A 19,901-nucleotide genomic window follows, 5' to 3' on the forward strand; every position below is an offset into this window, starting at 1 on the left:
CTACTTATTTGTCGTTAAGACAAACTACACCTGGAAGCTCTTTACCTTCCATGAATTCTAATGACGCACCGCCGCCAGTAGAAATGTGGCTCATTTTATCAGCCATACCGAATTTTTCAACAGCTGCTGCAGAGTCACCACCGCCGATAACAGAGTATGTATCTTCTGCATCTGCTAATGCTTGTCCTACTGCTTTTGTACCTTCTGCGAATGGAGTCATTTCGAATACACCCATTGGTCCATTCCATACAACAAGCTTAGAGTTTTTAATTACATCTGCATAAATTTCACGTGTTTTAGGACCGATGTCTACGCCTTCCCAGTTAGAAGGGATAGAGTCGATACCAACGATTTGAGTTGTTGCAGTTTCAGAGAATTCCTCAGTGATTACAACATCAACTGGCATGTAGAAGTTTACGCCTTTTTCTTTTGCAAGTTGCATAAATTCTTTAGCTAGTTCAATCTTGTCGTCTTCACATAGAGATAGACCAATTTCATGACCTAAAGCTTTAACGAACGTGTAAGCAAGTCCGCCACCGATGATTAAGTTATCTACTTTGTCTAATAGATGACGAATTACACCGATTTTATCTTTTACTTTCGCACCACCAATAATAGCTGTAAATGGACGTTCTGGGTTAGAAAGTGCTTTACCTAATACATCTAACTCTTTTTCCATTAATAGACCAGATACTGCTGGTAGGTAGTCTGCGATACCTGCTGTAGAAGCGTGAGCACGGTGAGCTGCACCGAATGCATCGTTTACGAAGATGTCAGCAAGTGCTGCAAATTCTTTCGCAAGTTCTGCATCGTTCTTTTCTTCGCCCGCATAGAAACGTACGTTTTCAAGAACTAATACGTCGCCTTCGTTCATTGCTGCAACCATTTCTTGTGCAACTGGTCCGAATGCTTCGTCTGCTTTTTTAACATCTTTACCAAGAAGCTCGCCTAAACGTGCTGCTACTGGAGTAAGACGTAATTCTTCTACCGCTTGACCTTTTGGACGGCCTAAGTGGCTTGCTAAAATAACTTTCGCACCTTGCTCTACTAAATATTGAATTGTAGGAAGAGCTGCACGGATACGAGTTTCATCTGTAATTTTGCCTTCTTTCATAGGTACGTTGAAATCAACGCGGCAAAATACACGCTTACCTTTTAAATCTACGTCACGAATTGATTTTTTGTTCATTGGATTTCCCTCCGACTACTAGTTAGGATTGACAAAACCCATTCAAAAGCTTAACACATTTGCTTTTAAAACGAAAGAAGAGAGAGAGGGAACAAACCCTCTCCCTCGTTTTGTCATTGATTGCTTATATAATTAAGAATTAAAGACCTTTAGAAGTCATGTAAGCTGCTAAGTCTACTACGCGGTTAGAGTAACCAGTTTCGTTATCGTACCAAGAAAGTACTTTAACCATGTTACCTTCCATTACCATTGTAGATAATGCATCGATTGTAGAAGAAGCTGTACATCCGTTATAGTCGATAGATACTAATGGCTCTTCGCTGTATCCAAGGATACCTTTTAATTCGCCTTCAGCTGCTGCTTTGAATGCTGCGTTTACATCTTCAACTGTTACTTCTTTGTCAAGTTCAACAACTAAGTCAACAAGAGAAACGTTAGCAGTTGGAACACGTACAGCGCCACCGTTTAATTTACCTTTAAGTTCTGGTAATACTAATGCTACAGCTTTAGCTGCACCAGTAGATGTTGGGATCATGTTTTCAGCTGCTGCACGAGCACGACGTAAATCTTTGTGTGGTAAGTCTAAGATTTGTTGGTCGTTAGTGTAAGAGTGAATTGTTGTCATCATTCCGCGTTTTACGCCGAATTTTTCGTTTAATACTTTAGCGAATGGAGCTAGACAGTTTGTAGTACAAGAAGCGTTAGATACTACGTTGTGGTTAGCCGCATCGTATTGTTCGTGGTTAACACCCATAACTACAGTGATATCTTCGTCAGAAGCTGGAGCTGAGATGATAACTTTCTTAACTGATCCACCTAAGTGTTTTTCAGCGTCTGATTTTTTAGTGAAACGGCCAGTAGATTCTACTACTACTTCTACTCCGTAGTCGCTCCATGGTAATTGAGCTGGGTCACGCTCAGCGATAACTTTAATTTCTTTACCGTTAACAACGATGCTGTTTTCGTTAGCAGATACTTCTGCATTTAAAGTTCCGTGAACTGTGTCATATTTTAAAAGGTGAGCTAATGTTTTAGCATCTGTTAAGTCGTTGATTGCTACTACTTCTACCTCAGAGTTGTTAAGAGCTGCGCGGAATACGTTACGTCCGATACGTCCAAATCCATTAATACCAATTTTAGTCATTTGAATTTCCTCCTTGGGGGATTATATTAAAGGGTAAAACCCTTTGTTAACTGTTTTGCTGCACCTTCATCTGTAATTAGAATTGAAGTGTGCCCTTGTTTAATTACAGCCTGTATTGCTTTTGCCTTTGAAGAACCTCCAGCGACTGCAACAACGTGAGATACATTTTGTAAATCCTCTAATTGCATACCAACTGTTCTTACTTTATGAACAACATTTCCTTCTTCATTAAAGTAGTAACCGAAAGCTTCACCAACTGCTTCGCTTGCTTGAATCTTTAACCAATCTGCTTCCGAAGTACTTCTGCGACGTGCCATTGTTAACGCATCACCTATTCCATGAATGACGATATTGGAAGATCGAATCAACTCAAGAACTTCTTTCACGGAAGGCTCTGTCACAATAGACGCATATGCTTCGCTACTAACATGGTCTGGAACATACAATAAGCGATAATTACTCATCGTATTTTGCGCCATCTTGGCACAAATGGTATTGGCTTCTAATTCAACACCTTCTCCGATTCCACCACGTGCTGGGACAAATAGCATATGTAAATCTTTACAATCAAGTTGCATCATGTCCGCAGCAGCAGCTAGCGTAGTTCCTCCAGCCACAGCAACGATATTATTCGCTGTCAGACGGTCTTTTATACAAGTCACACAAGCACGGCCCATCTCCAGTTTGACCCAAGGTGATTCATCACTATCACCAGGGACAACGAAAACTTCATCCAAGTCTAATGTTTCCTTAAGTTGCTTTTCTAAAACCTTTAACCCGGAAATTTCTTTCATAAAGTCTTCCAAAGCAAGAACTAAAGCTGTTCCTTCTTCTGTCAAAGTCATTCCAGAAGAAGCGACGTGAACTAAGTTTTGTTCTTTCAAAACTTGAACTTCACTTCGCAATACTCGTTCTGTCATACCGAGGCTTGCTGATAAGTTTCTTCTTCCAATCGGCTGCATGAGCCTAATGTATTGAAGAATTTGCATTCTCGTTTGCATAACAGGTAGCAGATCAGGTAATAATTTTTTTGTGTTCTGAATCCATGAGCGCATATCTTTTCTCCTCACTACATTGGTTCATTTTTCCTCGGTGGTCACTTTACGTCCCGTAGTGACATTTTGTGTCCCACATAGGTTAAAAAAATAATCCCTGCTACGTGTATTATTGTAACAGGAGATAGAAACTTATTCAACTCTTAACTGCATTCTTTATATAGTTTATTATGACACCTTTGTGAATGTTACCATATTCTACTTGTTTTCCGTCTATTTCTACAACCGGAATCATTAAATGATATTTTTCTAAAAGGTCATTATCTTCATATATATCTATTTCCTCGATTTGAAAAGAATATTCACATTGTACTTCCTGCAAAACTTGTTTCGCCTGCACGCAAAGACCACAATTCTTTTTTGTATACAGCACAACTTTCATCTTCTTCACCTATCCGATTGTTTTTCGCAATGACGAAGCTGGGATATGCATTTGTTCTCTATACTTCGCCACCGTTCTTCGAGAAATAACAATTTCATGCTCTTCTTCTAATAATTTTGAAATCTTTTGATCTGAGAGTGGCTTTTTCTTATTCTCTGCTTCCACAAGCGTTTGAATAAACTGTTTCACTCGCTTCGTTGAAACTGCCTCATCCTCTGTCGTCGAAACTGCATTACTAAAGAACGATTTCATCTCAAATAAACCGTGTGGCGTTTGCACATACTTATTTCTTGTTGCACGACTAATCGTAGACTCATGCACACTTAGCTCTTCCGCCACCTCTTTTAAAGCGAGCGGCTTCAAATACGCTGGACCTTCCCAAAAGAAATCACGTTGTTTTTCCATAATAATCGTCATCACTTGCAGAAGTGTTTGTTTTCTCTGTTTCAAACTGCGCATAATCCATTGCACATGCTGATACTTTTCTGAAACGTAAGATGCTACTTCACTTTCACTATTATTAAGAAGCGCACTGTACTCAGAGTGAATTTCAATTCTCGGCATATTTCTCTCATTCATCTGTAAAACGAGGCGATCGCCTTCTTTTTTCACTGCCATGTCAGGCACAATATACAGTGGTTTATCCGAAGAATACGCAAGGCCCGGTTTCGGCTGCAATGATGTAATACAGTTCACCGCCGATTGTAATTCTTCATTACTACACTTCAGCACATGAACGAGCTTTCGCCAATCCTTCTTCACGAAATAAGCAAAGTGCTCCTCTACAATATCTTCCGCTAATCCATCCCTTCTTTGTAAGCGCTTCAATTGTAAGGTTAAACATTCCTGAATATTACGCGCCCCTACCCCTGCTGGCTCCAGTGATTGGACAAGCTCTACAGAGCGGTCAACTACATGAATATGCGCAGAAAGGAGCTCTGCTAACTCTTCATTCGTTTCTTGTAAATACCCGTTTCCATCCATGTTCATAATAATGAAAGAAGCCACTTTCCGCTCTTCTTCATCTATTTTATAATACTGTATTTGATTTAATAAGTGTTGCTGAATCGTTGTAGAATCCACACTGTAGATTTCCATCTGATTCTCGACTTGTTTGCTGGTACTTTTACTGTTGTTAGAGCTCTTTTTCTTCTCCCTCTCAAAACCACCTAACTCAATAAGGGGATTCTCTAACGATTGCTCATACAAAAACTCCGATAATTCTTGTACATTATACTGAAGCATTGTAATCGCTTGCCTTAACTCTTGTGTCATTGCCAAACGTAAGCATTGTTCTTGTAAAAGACTTGCCTTCAAACTAATCTCCCCCTTGTTTCTATTGTACAATAAGTTTGGTAAAAGGAGAATCCTCACGCAGACGCCCATTCCAAAATATTATTAATTTATATGTATTAATGATATTTACAACTTACAACCGAAATTTGAATAATATTGAAAGAAAATAATAGTGCGACAAAATTATTACCACATACTAATAGTAACCCTTAATTTTATATATAACAACATTAAATTTATCTCTGTTCAATTCCAAAATAAAAAGAGCAGTTTAGGTATAGTGACACTTCACTATGCCTAACTACTCTTTTACGATTCTCAATTAAGAAAGAAACCTCTTATTTAAAGCTAAGGAACTTTGATTCCTAATTACATAGGAATCATAGAGATAATCGTTCGATTCACTAGACGCTCCTTGAATTCCTCTCATCTCTTCCACAGACAACTCAACTATTTTTTTCACGCTTCTCTCGTTATTACTATCCATCATTTTTTGTTTTCTTTTCGAAAAAAATCCCATAATTTATTCCCCCCTGCAATTAATTATTTTTTAACAATTGAATGAATTTAAGGCTCTTACCACTTCTTAATACACCTTTCGGATAGACCTTCGCTGCAAACATAGCAATTAAGCTAATGCTAGCTAGTAATACAACCATAGATGTAATAATTTCTAAACTCCCAACGGATCCATTAATAATCCTAACTACCATACTAATTGGAGCTGTAAACGGAACATATGATGTCACCCTTGATACTAGCCCTTCAGGGTTATCAAGTACTACTAATAACTCCACCACTAAGCTTCCCATCAATATAAGAGTAATCGGCATCGTTGTTCCGGATAATTCTTCTGGCCTGCTTACCATAGAACCAAACACTGCGAAAAGTGCCGCATAAACGAAGTAACCGAGAACAAAATATAACAAGAAATATGCAGCATGCTCACCTGTAATCATATTTACATCAATATTCACTCCAAAAAACGAATCCGATACCTTAAAAATTCCAGATTTAATATATAGCGCCATACTAAGGAAGAAAATAAATAACTGTGTCAAACTAGCAAGACCGACTCCTAATATCTTCCCAAAGACCATGTGAACAGGCGACACCTTCGTTACCATCACTTCCATAACACGCGACGCCTTCTCTGACGCTACCGCTGTAGCAATCGCATTTCCATACGAAGTAATTGCTAAGTACATAATCGCTACTAATAAATACACCAGTAAGAATGAGCTTGTTTCTTCGTTATTTAAGTTTTGCTTTTTCGCTTGCACGTTCATCGTCAGTGATTTCACAGCCTCTTCTGATAACTGTTGTTTAACTACCGCACTTTGAAAATACTGATTTTGTACAAATACCTGCGCACTTTGAATCAACTTAGGGTTATCCACCTTCATAAAGTAATCTAATACTGGTTCAGCACCCGCACCCTCTTTTAATATAAAGAGCGCTTCGACTTTCTTATCTAACAAATCTTGCTTATATTGATTTAATTTTGTTTTATCACCTAAAGACCAATCCCATTCTGGAAGAGCTTTACTAAGATTAGATTGATCCAAAGTAACATTAGGTGCTTCGGAAATAAATACAACTTTTGCTTTTTCTTTCTCTCCAGAAAACTTTTGTACTAAAGTTGGAAAGGAGAATAAGAATATCCCTCCCCCTATTAATAACAATGTCATCCCAATAAATATTTTCGTCCTCACACGATCCCAATACGTTTGCCCTAAAACAATCCAGAAATTCCTCATTACTTATGCACCCGCCTTTTCAACAAAGATTTGATGTAAAGAAGGTTCTTTAATAGAAACATCTCGGATATATTGTTTAGTTTTAATGTCTTCAAGCAGCGAAAATGCATCCTCTCCATCATTAACTTTAATCATGAACGTACGATTAACTTTTTCAAAATTGAAATTTTTATTCTTAAGAATAGGTTCAATATCCCCTTCCGTTTGCAACGTCATATATTTGTATTGATAACTTTTCTTAATATCTGACAAGGCACCCGATAATACAAGTTGACCATTTTTCATAATACAAATTTCCTCACAGAACGTTTCTACACTGTCCATTTGATGACTACAGAAGATAATCGTTTTTCTTTGCGCGATTAACTCGAGCACAACATTTTTTAACATCTCTGCATTTACAGGATCCAAGCCACTAAATGGTTCATCTAGTATGATGAATTCCGGATTATGCAATATCGCTGAAATCAATTGAATTTTTTGTTGATTTCCCTTTGACAATTCCTCTGTTTTCTTCTTTAAATGTGGTGTCATTTCTAATTTTTCTAGCCACTGTAACGCATGCCTTTTTGCAAGATTAGCTGGCATTCCTTCTAACTTGCCGAAATACACCAATTGCTCCACTACATTCATTTTCGGGTATAATCCACGCTCTTCTGGTAAATAGCCAATAGATAGGTCTTTCTTTGAAAAAGGGCGATTATTCCATAGAATTTGGCCGCTATCCGGTTTGATTAAATCTAAGATCATACGAATCGTTGTCGTCTTACCAGCACCATTTCGGCCCAGCATCCCTAAAATTCCACCTTCTTCTACACGTATATTTAAATCATTAACGGCTTTATATTCACCAAATGTTTTATTTAATCCTTGAATTTCAAACGCCATATATAACATCCCCTTTACTGTTTAATAAAGTAAATAACTGCCATTCCTAAAGCAATTCCGCCAATCATAAGTAAAAACTTTTTAAAATTCATCTTTATCTCTCCCATTTTTTGAAATTTGTATTTCGAAAATCAAGTGCACCCTTCGCATTTACAATACCTTTTCCAAAATATTTTTTTCCGTCATCTAATGCCGGTTTGGCCCCCTGATATAATCTTGTTTTAACAAATCCATTACTAGGCTTCAGCCTAAATTTTTCTTTATATTCCGCAATTACAAGTGCGGCTGTAGCAGAAACTTTAGGAACTGCTAGACTCGTTCCAATCATCAGCTCATACCCTCTATCAAACCCTAACCATTCACTTAGCTGGGATTGCGGAAGGTTTGTAGGATATGTGGTTAATACCATAGCTGTTTCATCTCCCACTTTTTCACTTTCCCACAAAGATCCATAATCTCCTGATGGAGCTGCAATATCAACATTGGTTCCATAATTAGAGTAATAAGCTAATCGATCATCTTTATTTGTTCCCGCAACAGTTACTACCCCCGGTAAACCTCCTGGCATATGAAGTTGTAAGTCGTTTTCATATCCTCTTTGCTTAGCTAATTGAAAAGGATTTGAAATATCGAATCCTTCTGTTCCAGAGGAAGCCACTAGCAAACTCCCTTTACTATTCGCATACTCTATTGCTCTTTTATAAGCTAAGTACACAGCTCCTTCTTCTGGATCTTTAATGGACTTGTATGTTCCTAAACTTAAATTAATAACATCCATACCATCATTTGCAGCCTCTACAATAGCTTTAATAATCCAGCTTGAATCCGCAGAACTACCTTGAAATACTTTGTATGGTACAATCCCAATTTTGGGCGCTACCCCCTTTATTTTCCCATCAGCAGCTATTAACCCAGCAATCATTGTTCCATGACCAATATTATCTTCAATTGATTCTACATTCGGAACTAAAATTTTCCCCTGACTAACTATATTTCCCTTTAGCGCAGGATGATTTACATCAATCCCACTATCAATAACACCAATCTTTACACTATGATTTCCTTGTTCAATTTTATAGCTCTCTCCATTTTCTGTTACCTTATCGACATCCCATTTCCATTTGCTATAATCGACCTCTTCTTGTTCTAATTGTGAAGGTGCGTATTTTGTTATATTCGAAGGTTTCTTTACTATAGCGGGCGGCTTTAATTCCACTACATCCTCTCTACCTGCTTTTTCAATTATCCCTTTATAATTTTTTAATAAATGCTGCTTCGCTTCTTGTACTCTTTCTAAATTATCACCTTCGATATTTAGCATCTTAATTTCTTTTATTACTTCTAGCTTTAAATCGGGATATTTATCTCTAATTTCCTTTATCATCTCATCCGTATTTTCACCTTGCCTCAATGTAAACACATACGAATTTTCTTTAATTTGATTATGTTTCATTTCTTCAGCGCTTATCGTACTAATTCCAACTATAGGAAGGTTTAATAATAATCCTACTGTAATTCCAGCACCTATTTTCGCTATAGTGTTTCGATATTTAGGCCAATCTTTCACTTTTAATCCCTCCTTTTACTTCCTGAGCTTTTGACAATTGATAATAATACCCTTGCTTCTCAAGTAGTTCTGTATGTGATCCTATCTCTACAATTGCTCCCTTATCCATAACAATAATCTTATCTGCATTCTTAACCGTACTTAACCTATGTGCAATGACAATCCTTGTACATAACATATCAGTTAAATTCTCATCAATAACTCTTTCAGACAATGTATCAAGTGCACTTGTCGCCTCATCTAATATTAGAATAGATGGGTTTGTTACCAATGCTCTAGCTAATATTAATCTTTGCCTTTGCCCACCAGAGAAGTTAACTCCAAATTCAGATACCATCGTTTGAAAATTTAATGGTAGCATCATAATATCTTCTAATATATTCGCTTGCTTCGATGCCTCAATTACTCCATTCGGAGGCACCCCTTTCCTTTGCGCAATGATATTTTCTCCTACCGTTTTGTTAAACAATCTCGCTTCTTGGAAAACAACGCCTATTGATTTCCTTAAAAATTTCAAATTTAACTTTTCGCTTTCAATCCCATCAAATCGGATTTTCCCATTCGTTGGTGTATATAGTCCGAGAAGCATTTTTACAATTGTACTTTTTCCAGACCCAGACGCCCCAACAATTGCGACCTTCTCACCAGCTTTGATTTTAAACGAAACATTCTGAATTGCATCTTCACTGAAATAATTGTGACGATAAGAAACATTGTCAAACTCAATATCACCATTCAGTTTCTTAATTCCTGAAAATTGATTGACCTCTCTCTCCGATCTCGCATGCATTACATCGTAAATCCGCTGAATATAGGAGCTAATATAAATCAATTCACCATAGCCACTCCCAATGGAAATAATCGGAGTTATAAACGAAATCGCTAACGCATTAAAGCCGAGTACACTTCCTAATGTCATATTTCCAGCTAGCACCTGTTGTCCACTGAACCAAAGCAGAAACAACGGTAAGATAAATTGAATAGAACCGGCTAATGTATTCATCAATGCCGTCCATATAGATCTCTTCTCTGCATGAATAAGCTGAGAACCAAAGCGTTCTTGCCATTCTTTATACACTTGCTTTTCCAATCCCATAACCTTCACGTCACTAATCCCATTAATACTCTCAGACAAAATCCTTTGAACTTGAGCTTGAGCCGAAACCTCTTTATCAGCTAACTTCTTAGAAACAGTCGTGCTCATGACAAGTAGGGCGAATATAACACTCCCAACTGCTAACACAACGAATCCTAATAAGGTCGAATAACGAAACATGAAGAATAAGTAAGTGAAAAGCAGAATTCCATCTATAAGAAAGGAAATTACCTTAGTAGATAATATTTGTCTAATATATACATTGGAATTTGCTCTAAATAACAGTTCTCCCATAGAGCGATTCTCAAAAAAGTTATAAGAAAGACTTAATAGTTTTTCTATAAAACTTTGCATTAAAGACATATCAATTGCCGTTTGCAACTTCGCTATTAGGAAACCTCTTAACGAAGCAAATACTTGATAACTTATTAGCAATACTAAAATGCTGTAACCTATCATATTCATATAGCTCGGATCTCTCGGAATAATTACATGGTCAGTCATCCAACTTGTGACAAATGGAATCACCAGCGCAAAAGCCTGAATTATCAAAGAGGCTAATACAATTAAAGCTATTAATTTCTTTTTCCCTAACACAAACGATAAAAAGAATTGCAAATGAGAGACACCTTTTTGTTTTTGAAATGACTCATCTGGTTCTAGTGTTAATACAAATCCAGAATACTTTTCCTCCATTTCTTTTTTAGAGATTTTATTTCTTCCGTAAGCAGGGTCTATAACTATAGCCCCCTTTTTTGTCACTTTCTCTAGGACTACATAATGTTTATGTTCCCAATGGATAACTGCTGGTAATTTAACTTCACTTAAAGCTTCATATTCAGCTTTATATCCTTTTACTTGAAAACCATTTTTCCTAGCAATATGCATAAGCTGGTATAAAGATGTACCACCTTTCGGAACACCAAACTCTTCTCTTAATTCAGCTAACGAAACATGCTTTTCATAAAAACTAAAGACCATCGCCAATGAGGCTAATCCACATTCGCTATGTTCCATCTGTTCTATAAAGGGCACCTTTGCCATTTTATTCCCCCCTATCTCTTTAACTATTAATCATAGCAACACCCTCATGGTTACCATGATTAAAATTAAATTCAAATGTAATTAATCCTAAAAAATATGCAGCTATTCCAATTTGGACCCTTGAATGTATTTCTAACTTTCTTTTAATTGAGGCTACTAATTCCCCCACTCTCCTTCTACTAATAAATAACTCCCTTGCTATTTCAACATCCTTCAAACCTCGTGCAATCAACACAGCTACTTCTTTTTCTCGACCACTTAAAACTTTCTTCATCATTCTCCTCCTTTATTCTCAATCCATATTAGATTATTTTTTCTCGTTTATTAAACTGTGTTGTCTTAATCTGTACTCATATCATATCCTTCTTTTAAACGTTATTGTCCGCAATGCACGTTGTAGTTACCGCAAACAAATTAGCGGGATTCTCCGCAACATCTTCATAAAAAAAACATATCGCATTTGCGATATGCTTAATTGTGAAGATGTCCCTCTTATGTTACAATTGGAATATTCCGAATTTTTACAAAAGGGGAGCTGCGAGTGATTTATTCATTACAAAATGAATTAATTTTGCGTGCAAAAAAACTGGTTTATGGACATTTTTTCGAATCTACATTACGTCAATGTTCTTCAGAATATATTGAATACAAATTCAATGATTCTACTCGTTTTGCTAACATCACTCTCGTACATTATGAAATATTTCAAGATAACCAAAATGAAGAGGAAAAACAATTACTGCTAACAATTATAGAATTACTTATGCTCGCTCTAGATATTATGGATGATATTCAAGACGAAGATTTCTTAGAAGGACCTTGGACAAAACATCCAATTGCCACAAATCTCAATATAATTATGGGATTTTTACTTATTTGTTTGCAAGAAGTTGACAAGGCTTCCCTTTCAATTCAAATGAAAAACTGGCTCAAAAATGAAATACACTCTTCTATTTTAAACTCTATTAATGGACAACAACTAGATCTTAAAAATGAAATCCATTCCGAGAAAGATTATATTGATATGGTAACTCACAAATCTGGATATCTAATTAAACTTGCATGCTTATTAGGAACAGGGAATATCAACCCTATCCAGCGTTCTTTAATTGAAAACTACGCACTATGTATAGGCGTTATTAATCAAATAAAAAACGACATGCGTGATATTATGCAATGGGATAAGAAAAATGATTTTCTTAATTTAAAGAAAACTTTACCAATACTATATTATTTAAATAGTAAAAATGATAACTTTATACTTATAAAAAAGTTCTTTAATCAAGAGATACAATATGATGAATTAAATAATCAAACATTAGATTCTTTAAAACACATATTACTGTACGGTGGATCAATGGAGTACTGCTCCGTTATGCAGAACCTATATGTATACAAATCAAAAGGATACATCGAACAACTTTCACTCAGTCAAGCAAATAAGGATAGGTTAATTGATACTCTAATTTAGTTTACTTCCATGTCTCAGCAGCTTTACTAAGTAAAGACGATTTATTTAAAGTACCTAAAATAATTTCTAATTCTTGTTTTGATATACCATCAATGGCTATTGTTCCTTGACTACACACATTTTTAAATTGAATATCTTCTAATATACGTTCAACTAATTCTCTAATCATATATCGTTCACCCCACCAATTTTTATAGTTTTATATTATTACATATTCTTTTGCTATTATCCGCAATCCTATTGCGGGATTCCGAAATTATATATGATAGTGAGGTAATTCTAGCAATGATTAAACAACGTCCAATTTATTTCGTAATTTCATTAATAATTTTTTACTTAATCATACAAAGTTACATCCTCTACAAGTTTTATCAGCCTTACAGTGGCATTATCGCTTCTAAAGAAAAACATAATACATATACAATCAGTCAAATTGATACGTCGGGTTGGGCTGCAAAAACAGCCTTAAAAGCAGGTGATGAAATTTACAAAGTGGATGGGGCGAATCCTTATTTAGGGGTTTTCAAGCGATACCAAAATCAATTTTTAAATGCAACTGAAATTCAAACTATACAGAATGATAGGATTTCTACTTATAGCACAACAGCTACTTCAGACAACGAAGAGCTAATTATTACATTATATCTACCAATGATTTTTTCTCTGACCATTTTAAGCTTATGCTTTATTGTCTATAGAAATAAAGCTATAAGGCGAGAAGAGCGTTATTTTATGCTTTTTTTATTAGCAACCTCTATTAGCCTTTCCGCCTCTTCTATATCTAGTAAATCTGATTTTGGCGGACTCTTAATTATAAGTATCTCTTTTCAAAGTGTATCTTTATTTCTTACTTTATTTTTATATCAGCTGTTTAAGCGGAAGGAAATTATTATTATACATAAAAATGTGATTAGATTTCACATTTTTCTATACATGACCGTTATTACTACCGGCTTATTATCCGTTACCTTTCTTCCAAATTTGCAACAAGTCTCTGCTTACACAGATTTAGCTTATTTATGTTTTAGTATTCTTTTAAGTGTATATTTCCTTTTAAAAGGATACATAAAATATAGAAATACTTTACACAGGCCTTTTTTTAAATTTATGTTAGTTATCCAATGTATTTCTTTCGGGCCATTTATAATGCTATATGCTCTTCCAAGGATATTATTTAATGCAGCCATTATTAGGGCTGATATTGCAGCATTATTCCTATTTTGCATTCCAATTGGCTACTTTTATTTAATATTAACAAAGCAAATCTTTGATATTGATTTTATGTTTGATCGTGTTCGGTACTACTCTTTGCTTTCATTACTTCCAACTATCATTATTACATTAATTATAAGCTGGGGTATTAATCCTGATGAGCGATTCTTTATTAGACTCATGCAAAATTTCATTATCATTTTCCCTTTAAACATACTGTTTCTTGTAATAAAAGAACGATTAGATTTCACATTTCGCAATCAATTATTCAGAAGCAAAACCAATTTACATGTAAGTATTGATCAATTCGCACAACAACTTTCTTCCATTATGAAAGTAAAAGATTTAGAGAAAAAATTTATGAATGAAATTATCTCCCTACTAAAACCGTGTTTTATACAATTTATTGAGTTTGATACAAAACAAAATACATATAATTGTTATAAAAGTTACGGAGAAACAGAAAAATTTAATCTTTCGAAAAAGAAACAATGGGGAATGGAATCTGGGTATATAAATGATTTATTAGAAGATGACGGATGCATCGGTATTTATTTATATTCTACCCAAAACACAAAGCATTACATTTGGGTTGGAAATAAAACCAACAATATTAAATTTAATATCAATGAAAAAACTTGGTTTATTGCTATCGTAAAATATGTACGTCTAGTTTATGAAAACCTAAATTCAGTTAATCAAATCATTCAATCTTTAGAAAAAGAAAGCATAGCAAATAAAACACACTCAGCAACTCTTTCGCGCCTACTATTTCAAATCTCAGAAACTGAAAGGCGTCGGCTTGCTGCGGATCTTCATGACGCTGCCCTGCAAGACCAAATTGTCTGGTATCGTAAACTAGAAACCGTATTAAAAGAACATACTGTACCAGGTGAATTGCAGGGACAATTAGAAAAAATAAAATTCGGTATGTTTGATGTTATTCAACAAATTCGTGACACTTGTAATGAATTAAAACCGGCTCTTCTATCTGAAATTGGTCTTATAGGTGCACTTAAAGAGCTATTAGCACAAATGCAACTACGTACTAATTTCCGAATTCAATTTGAATATGACTCAATACAGGAGAATCATTACGAATTTGATAAAATTTTATCTATTTATCGTATTATCCAAGAATTATTAAACAATGCTGATAAGCACTCTAATGCAACCTTAATTAATATATTTTTATGGGAAGAAAATAATTGTATTTATCTAGATTATCGTGATAACGGCATCGGTTTTAATACCCAAGCCCCTTATTCTTCAAATAAACATATGGGTTTATCTGGAATCAAAGGGCGCGTTCAAGGAATAGGAGGCGAAATTCAGCTTATTTCAGAAATAGGAAATGGACTACAAGTAAATATTACTATACCGAGGTGAATAAAATGATACACGTTTTGATTGTAGACGATCACCAAATAGTGGGTGAAGGTACGAAAAATATGATCGAATTAGAAGAAGATATTCAAGCAACATACATTTTAAACGAACAGGAAGCAATTTCTCAAAGTTCAAAAACACCTTTTGATATATATCTTTTAGACATGAACATGCCTAATTATAGTGGACTTGATGTGGCTCAAAAACTTTTACACATACAACCAGATGCAAAAATTATTCTCTACACAGGCTTCGAATATTTATCACAATTTAATTTATTAATAGATTCTGGTATTAGCGGTATTGTTAGCAAATCAGCATCACAGCAAGAGTTATTAATGGCTATTCGGGCCGTCTTAAATGGGTATACTTTAATTCCAATTTCTTTATTGCGACAACTTCGAGTTGAAGATATGACTGTTGATAACTTAGATACGAAAAGAGCATCAAGCCATGTTACAATTACACAAAAAGAATTAGAAATTCTTGAATCCATTGCGAAAGGAAAAAGTAATAAACAAATTGCAGATGAATTATATATGAGTTCTAGGGCTGTTGAATATAATTTAACGAAACTGTTTAAAAAGTTCAAGGTGAGTTCTCGTTCTGAAGCATTAGCTGAAGCTGTTCGAAAAGGTATAATAAATGTAAATGTATAATAAAGACATTCTACCAAAAGGTAGAATGTCTTTTCATTTATCCTTTTACATTTTCTAATGTCATAACGGATGGAATTTCATTCGGCTGTAATAGTCTTAACAACTGCATACCAACTCCTGCTATCCCTACAAACATACCAAATGATTGAATATCATCTGGTGCATCACATTGATAACTACCAGTTTCTCTATAATTATTAATAACTTGTATGCCAATTTGTAACGCCTGTTCATACAATTCTTTATTACCATACAACTGTGAAACAGCCAATAGTAATTCCGTGTCCCCCATATTCCCATGACATAATGTATCATTATTTTTAAATCCATACTTTCGTACATTATCTACAGCCACTCGAATTTCTTCGTCCATTTCTACATCTTCTTCATAGCTTCTTACTAAAACTCTACTCAATCCTATTCCAGTGGAACCGTGGCACCATTGATGTAAGCACTTCTTCTCACTCTCTCTTGTGTCTTTCCACGCACTTTCTTCTTTTTCAAACAATGATCGATCATAAGCAAATGCTTTTTTAGCTAAATCAATATATTCTTGATTCCTATTCATAATCCCTGAACGCCATAAGCTCCAAGCGATACCACTCGTCCCATGAGAAAAACCGCCTAAATAACTGTTAGTATGTTTATTCTTCCACGCTACTCCACTTTCTAATATTGATACATTTTCCACCAAATGCTTACTGTACATATCAGCAAGATCTAAATAATCTTGATCCTTTGTCATTTCAAATAAATTAAGAGCCACTTGAATAACTCCTGCTGAGCCACTTAACAAATCAAACTCTTCTTCTTCTTTGAGCCTTTCTTTTAATTCTACTTTTATTTCTTCTAAAAAATCCTGATATTCTTTTCTAGGACTTATAGATTGAAAATGTGCTAATGGATATAACAATGAATATTTACCCAAGAAGGTCGATAGAAGCCCCTTCGCTTTCGATAAAGGGTTCATCGCTGACTTCAACGCCTTATGAGCAACCTCTAAATATTTTTCGTTTCCTGTAACCTTATTTAGATACAATAAGAATAGTGCTACGCCACCTAAACCGTCATATAAATTTTGCTTCATCGGGGCAACATACCACTTGTCGTGAATAACATTTGCTTGTAACCATGATGCTGTTGTTTTATCATCTGATAATACTACATTCTCTACTAAAGACTCTCCGATATTTATAGCTTCCTGCAAGATTGTCTCCTGATGATTTTCTAATAATTCACTTCTGTAATCCTCTTTTCTTCTCACTTTAATATCAATATCTCTATTTCCCTGTATTGCCAACTTCAGCCACCCTCGTTGCTTTTCCAATTCCTTATCATCAAAATGATAAATTCTATTATATACTTGCTCATAACCGCTCTCCTTAAAAAAGTCTTCCATCCTTTCACCTGTACTACTATATAGATCTCGTGAATCTGTAAAAGTCGTAAATATAGGAACATCCGCACGTAATAAGTCTTGAATCTCATGAATGACTAGCCCCTTATTTTCATATGGGTAATACCATACTCTTTCAAATAATTGTTCCAATAAAATTGAATCTCTCATATAGTCTGGATGTGTAGACTCTTGTAAGAAATTACAATATTGTTGAGTCGCCCTAGCAACAATGCGAATTTTATTTTCTCTAAATGTAATTAAAGGTCCTCTTTCTGATAAAATCTCTTCCTTATACTCAATAAAAAATTTACACATTTCCTGAAAACCATCAATAATAAAGGTTAAATAATCCTCTACATAAATTTCTTCTACTCCAAGTTTCGGTAGATTTTTAGCACTTTGACTTTTGGCTTCTTTCATAGTAAATTCCATTTCATCCTTACTATTTTGACTTAAGGCCAGCACCTTAAACGGCAAATCTTGCTCTTTTCCATTTAAAGCACTTAAATCTATACCTTTTCCATCGATGTTTTGAAACATAGCTTGCGGTAACAATCCAGACCCTATCACTGAGTCGCTTTGTTCATATTTCAATTTTACTTCCGCACTATCCGGAAAATTCAGTTTTGGATATTGATGAAAAATCGTCTCCGAATCAATAATGTATGGATACTCTCCATGAGCAATTATATTTTCAAAATGCAAATCAGCACCTTTTAACATATGCATTAAACCAATCAACTTACCAAAACGTAAATAGTAGCGCTCCACCTCTTCTTTAGAAGAGCACGGTTTATACAATATTTTTTCTTCCCATCCATATTCACCAAAGTCTAAAACTTTATATGATGGAAGTTGTATACTTCCACTTACCTCATTCATCCATTCTAAAAATGCATGGTACGATTTCGTAATTTCCATAGACTTTGGCTTATATAAAATTTCTTTACCTGAAGAGAATACAAGCTGGACAACTGTTTTCCCTTCTTGATGTGTATCTCCTAATCCAACCTTAATTTCGCTTAATGATACATCCTGCAATTGAAATTCTTTTTGTAACTGTAGCCAATTTTCATTCAAACGAAATAGTAACATTTGAACATTTTGTATAAAATACTCTGTTCTCAAAATTAACCTTCGTGTTAATGTTGCGTATTCCTCATAGAACGCAATTAAATTCTCCTTATTTCTAGCTTTCTCTCTGACAAAGGAAAGAAATCGCTCTTCTGGAGTCTCTCCTACTAGTTCTTCCCTTAGTTTTGCAATATTAAATTCTAAGACTAGTGATCGCACCGCATTATTTAATAACTCTTCTACTAAAGATCGCACTAGCATTTCTTTAATCTCTTCATGCTCATAACGTATCCTATTTAATCTATATTTCAACGAACTATCTATCATTTCGGCTGCATAAAGTGCAAACGGCCTAACAAATTCTATAAACCCTAAATCTTCCTCTGCACTTAATGGCTTACTTTCACACAACTCTATTCCTATTTCTAACACGCGCAAATTCACATGTTCATTTAATTCATCTATATATAAATGCTCTTTTGATTCAGGGATTTTCTCAATTAAACTCGCAAAATCTTCTTTTGTCATTTCATTCATTTTTAATTTAAAATCAAAATCAGCTTTATTACTTCTGAACATTTTATCTATCCATTTATTTAATTGGGCTAAATTTAAATCCTCCGATAATAATAAATCTCTTCTACTCTTTAGCGTTTTATAACGCTCTTTCAAATTAAGACTCTTCGCAAATGCCTTTTCATTTATATATGAGTGAATTAACATAATAATTTAATCCCCTTCCTTATTTTAAAATCCATATTCCAATAAATTGGTCCCCTTCAGGGGAAACAGATTCCAACATTCGATTTTTCGCATTCGAATATTGGAATCTGTTTCATTCAAAAGGAGATGAATACCCCTTTCGAATGAAACCTATCTACTTACAAATTTTAATTGATGCCGTTATTCCTATAATTACTCCCACACAAAGTGGTGTTGTTTCTGGTTGTACATCCGATGCCCCTTGGATTTCCGCTAGTTCTTCTTCGCTTAATTCATTTAACGCTTTACCCGATGGATGTTTCGGTAAATCTTTTAACTTTTCTCTTACTTGTGGATCTTTCCAAGCCTCTACTAACTCTTCTTTTGTGAACTTGTATCCTTTTGTCATTTCATTCATCCTCTCATTTTGTTTTTTATTTTTATTTACAAATCTTAATTGACGTTGTTAATCCTATAATTACTCCCACACAAAGTGGTGTTGTTTCTGGTTGTACATACGATGCCCCTTGAATTTCCGCTAATTCTTCCTCACTTAATTCATTTAGCGCTTTTC

General features: G+C 34.9%; 18 protein-coding genes. 3 read left to right on the forward strand and 15 right to left on the reverse strand.

Features of this window, described 5'->3' with window-relative positions:
- Positions 1 to 4: 4 nt before the first annotated feature.
- From CN409_RS25645 to CN409_RS25695, 11 genes are all read right to left on the reverse strand, one after another.
- A complete protein-coding gene (locus tag CN409_RS25645) occupies positions 5 to 1,189 on the reverse strand; it encodes a phosphoglycerate kinase (protein ID WP_001036332.1) in 1,185 nt (394 codons plus the stop codon).
- A 139-nt stretch (positions 1,190 to 1,328) separates the two neighbouring features.
- Positions 1,329 to 2,333 (reverse strand): type I glyceraldehyde-3-phosphate dehydrogenase, encoded by a 1,005-nt coding sequence (gene gap / locus CN409_RS25650; RefSeq protein WP_000161234.1) that lies wholly within the window; start codon positions 2,331 to 2,333, stop codon positions 1,329 to 1,331.
- A 26-nt stretch (positions 2,334 to 2,359) separates the two neighbouring features.
- Complete coding sequence (gene cggR / locus CN409_RS25655; protein ID WP_001258185.1) at positions 2,360 to 3,388, reverse strand: gapA transcriptional regulator CggR; 1,029 nt, start codon at positions 3,386 to 3,388, stop codon at positions 2,360 to 2,362.
- Between the two features lie 136 nt (positions 3,389 to 3,524).
- Positions 3,525 to 3,770, reverse strand: a complete 246-nt coding sequence (locus tag CN409_RS25660; protein ID WP_000869737.1) for a glutaredoxin family protein — start codon at positions 3,768 to 3,770, stop codon at positions 3,525 to 3,527.
- A 9-nt stretch (positions 3,771 to 3,779) separates the two neighbouring features.
- Positions 3,780 to 5,087: an RNA polymerase factor sigma-54 gene (gene rpoN / locus CN409_RS25665; protein WP_097981414.1), complete on the reverse strand. Its 1,308-nt coding sequence runs from the start codon at positions 5,085 to 5,087 to the stop codon at positions 3,780 to 3,782.
- A gap of 301 nt (positions 5,088 to 5,388) precedes the next feature.
- Positions 5,389 to 5,586, reverse strand: coding sequence for a hypothetical protein (locus CN409_RS25670; RefSeq protein WP_000505575.1), 198 nt, complete (start codon positions 5,584 to 5,586; stop codon positions 5,389 to 5,391).
- Between the two features lie 19 nt (positions 5,587 to 5,605).
- Entirely contained in the window at positions 5,606 to 6,826 is a 1,221-nt protein-coding gene (locus CN409_RS25675) for an ABC transporter permease (protein ID WP_001243601.1), read from the reverse strand.
- 3 nt (positions 6,827 to 6,829) lie between these two features.
- Positions 6,830 to 7,714 carry an ABC transporter ATP-binding protein gene (locus CN409_RS25680; protein WP_000863495.1) on the reverse strand — a complete coding sequence of 295 codons (885 nt, stop codon included), beginning with the start codon at positions 7,712 to 7,714 and terminating at the stop codon, positions 6,830 to 6,832.
- 94 nt (positions 7,715 to 7,808) lie between these two features.
- The gene (locus tag CN409_RS25685) at positions 7,809 to 9,281 is read right to left on the reverse strand and encodes a S8 family peptidase (protein ID WP_000656184.1); all 1,473 of its coding nucleotides are present in this window, start codon (positions 9,279 to 9,281) and stop codon (positions 7,809 to 7,811) included.
- Positions 9,265 to 11,421 carry a peptidase domain-containing ABC transporter gene (locus CN409_RS25690; protein WP_001151549.1) on the reverse strand — a complete coding sequence of 719 codons (2,157 nt, stop codon included), beginning with the start codon at positions 11,419 to 11,421 and terminating at the stop codon, positions 9,265 to 9,267. Before CN409_RS25690 ends, CN409_RS25685 begins: the two co-directional genes overlap by 17 nt.
- Before the next feature lie 19 nt (positions 11,422 to 11,440).
- Positions 11,441 to 11,695 carry a response regulator transcription factor gene (locus CN409_RS25695; RefSeq protein ID WP_000757187.1) on the reverse strand — a complete coding sequence of 85 codons (255 nt, stop codon included), beginning with the start codon at positions 11,693 to 11,695 and terminating at the stop codon, positions 11,441 to 11,443.
- Between the two features lie 267 nt (positions 11,696 to 11,962).
- Here CN409_RS25695 and CN409_RS25700 point away from each other — a divergent pair, with 267 nt between their 5' ends.
- Positions 11,963 to 12,892, forward strand: coding sequence for a polyprenyl synthetase family protein (locus CN409_RS25700; RefSeq protein WP_000640554.1), 930 nt, complete (start codon positions 11,963 to 11,965; stop codon positions 12,890 to 12,892).
- A 1-nt stretch (position 12,893) separates the two neighbouring features.
- Here CN409_RS25700 and CN409_RS32010 read toward each other — a convergent pair whose 3' ends face one another.
- A complete protein-coding gene (locus CN409_RS32010; RefSeq protein WP_000617614.1) occupies positions 12,894 to 13,061 on the reverse strand; it encodes a hypothetical protein in 168 nt (55 codons plus the stop codon).
- A gap of 116 nt (positions 13,062 to 13,177) precedes the next feature.
- On the opposite strand from CN409_RS32010, the gene CN409_RS25705 reads away from it, so the two are divergent.
- Positions 13,178 to 15,493: a sensor histidine kinase gene (locus tag CN409_RS25705; protein WP_000595466.1), complete on the forward strand. Its 2,316-nt coding sequence runs from the start codon at positions 13,178 to 13,180 to the stop codon at positions 15,491 to 15,493.
- 5 nt (positions 15,494 to 15,498) lie between these two features.
- Positions 15,499 to 16,152 (forward strand): response regulator, encoded by a 654-nt coding sequence (locus CN409_RS25710; protein ID WP_000582194.1) that lies wholly within the window; start codon positions 15,499 to 15,501, stop codon positions 16,150 to 16,152.
- A gap of 37 nt (positions 16,153 to 16,189) precedes the next feature.
- Here the strand turns inward: CN409_RS25710 and CN409_RS25715 are convergent, their stop codons facing one another.
- The 3 genes from CN409_RS25715 to CN409_RS25725 form a co-directional block, all read right to left on the reverse strand.
- Positions 16,190 to 19,348, reverse strand: coding sequence for a type 2 lanthipeptide synthetase LanM family protein (locus CN409_RS25715; protein ID WP_017762424.1), 3,159 nt, complete (start codon positions 19,346 to 19,348; stop codon positions 16,190 to 16,192).
- A gap of 154 nt (positions 19,349 to 19,502) precedes the next feature.
- The gene (locus tag CN409_RS25720; protein WP_097981416.1) at positions 19,503 to 19,736 is read right to left on the reverse strand and encodes a mersacidin family lantibiotic; all 234 of its coding nucleotides are present in this window, start codon (positions 19,734 to 19,736) and stop codon (positions 19,503 to 19,505) included.
- A gap of 31 nt (positions 19,737 to 19,767) precedes the next feature.
- On the reverse strand, positions 19,768 to 19,901 hold a 134-nt coding region (locus CN409_RS25725; protein ID WP_141527744.1), incomplete at its 5' end, for a mersacidin family lantibiotic.

This window comes from Bacillus sp. AFS012607 (assembly GCF_002558005.1).
Lineage (GTDB): Bacteria > Bacillota > Bacilli > Bacillales > Bacillaceae_G > Bacillus_A > Bacillus_A thuringiensis_S.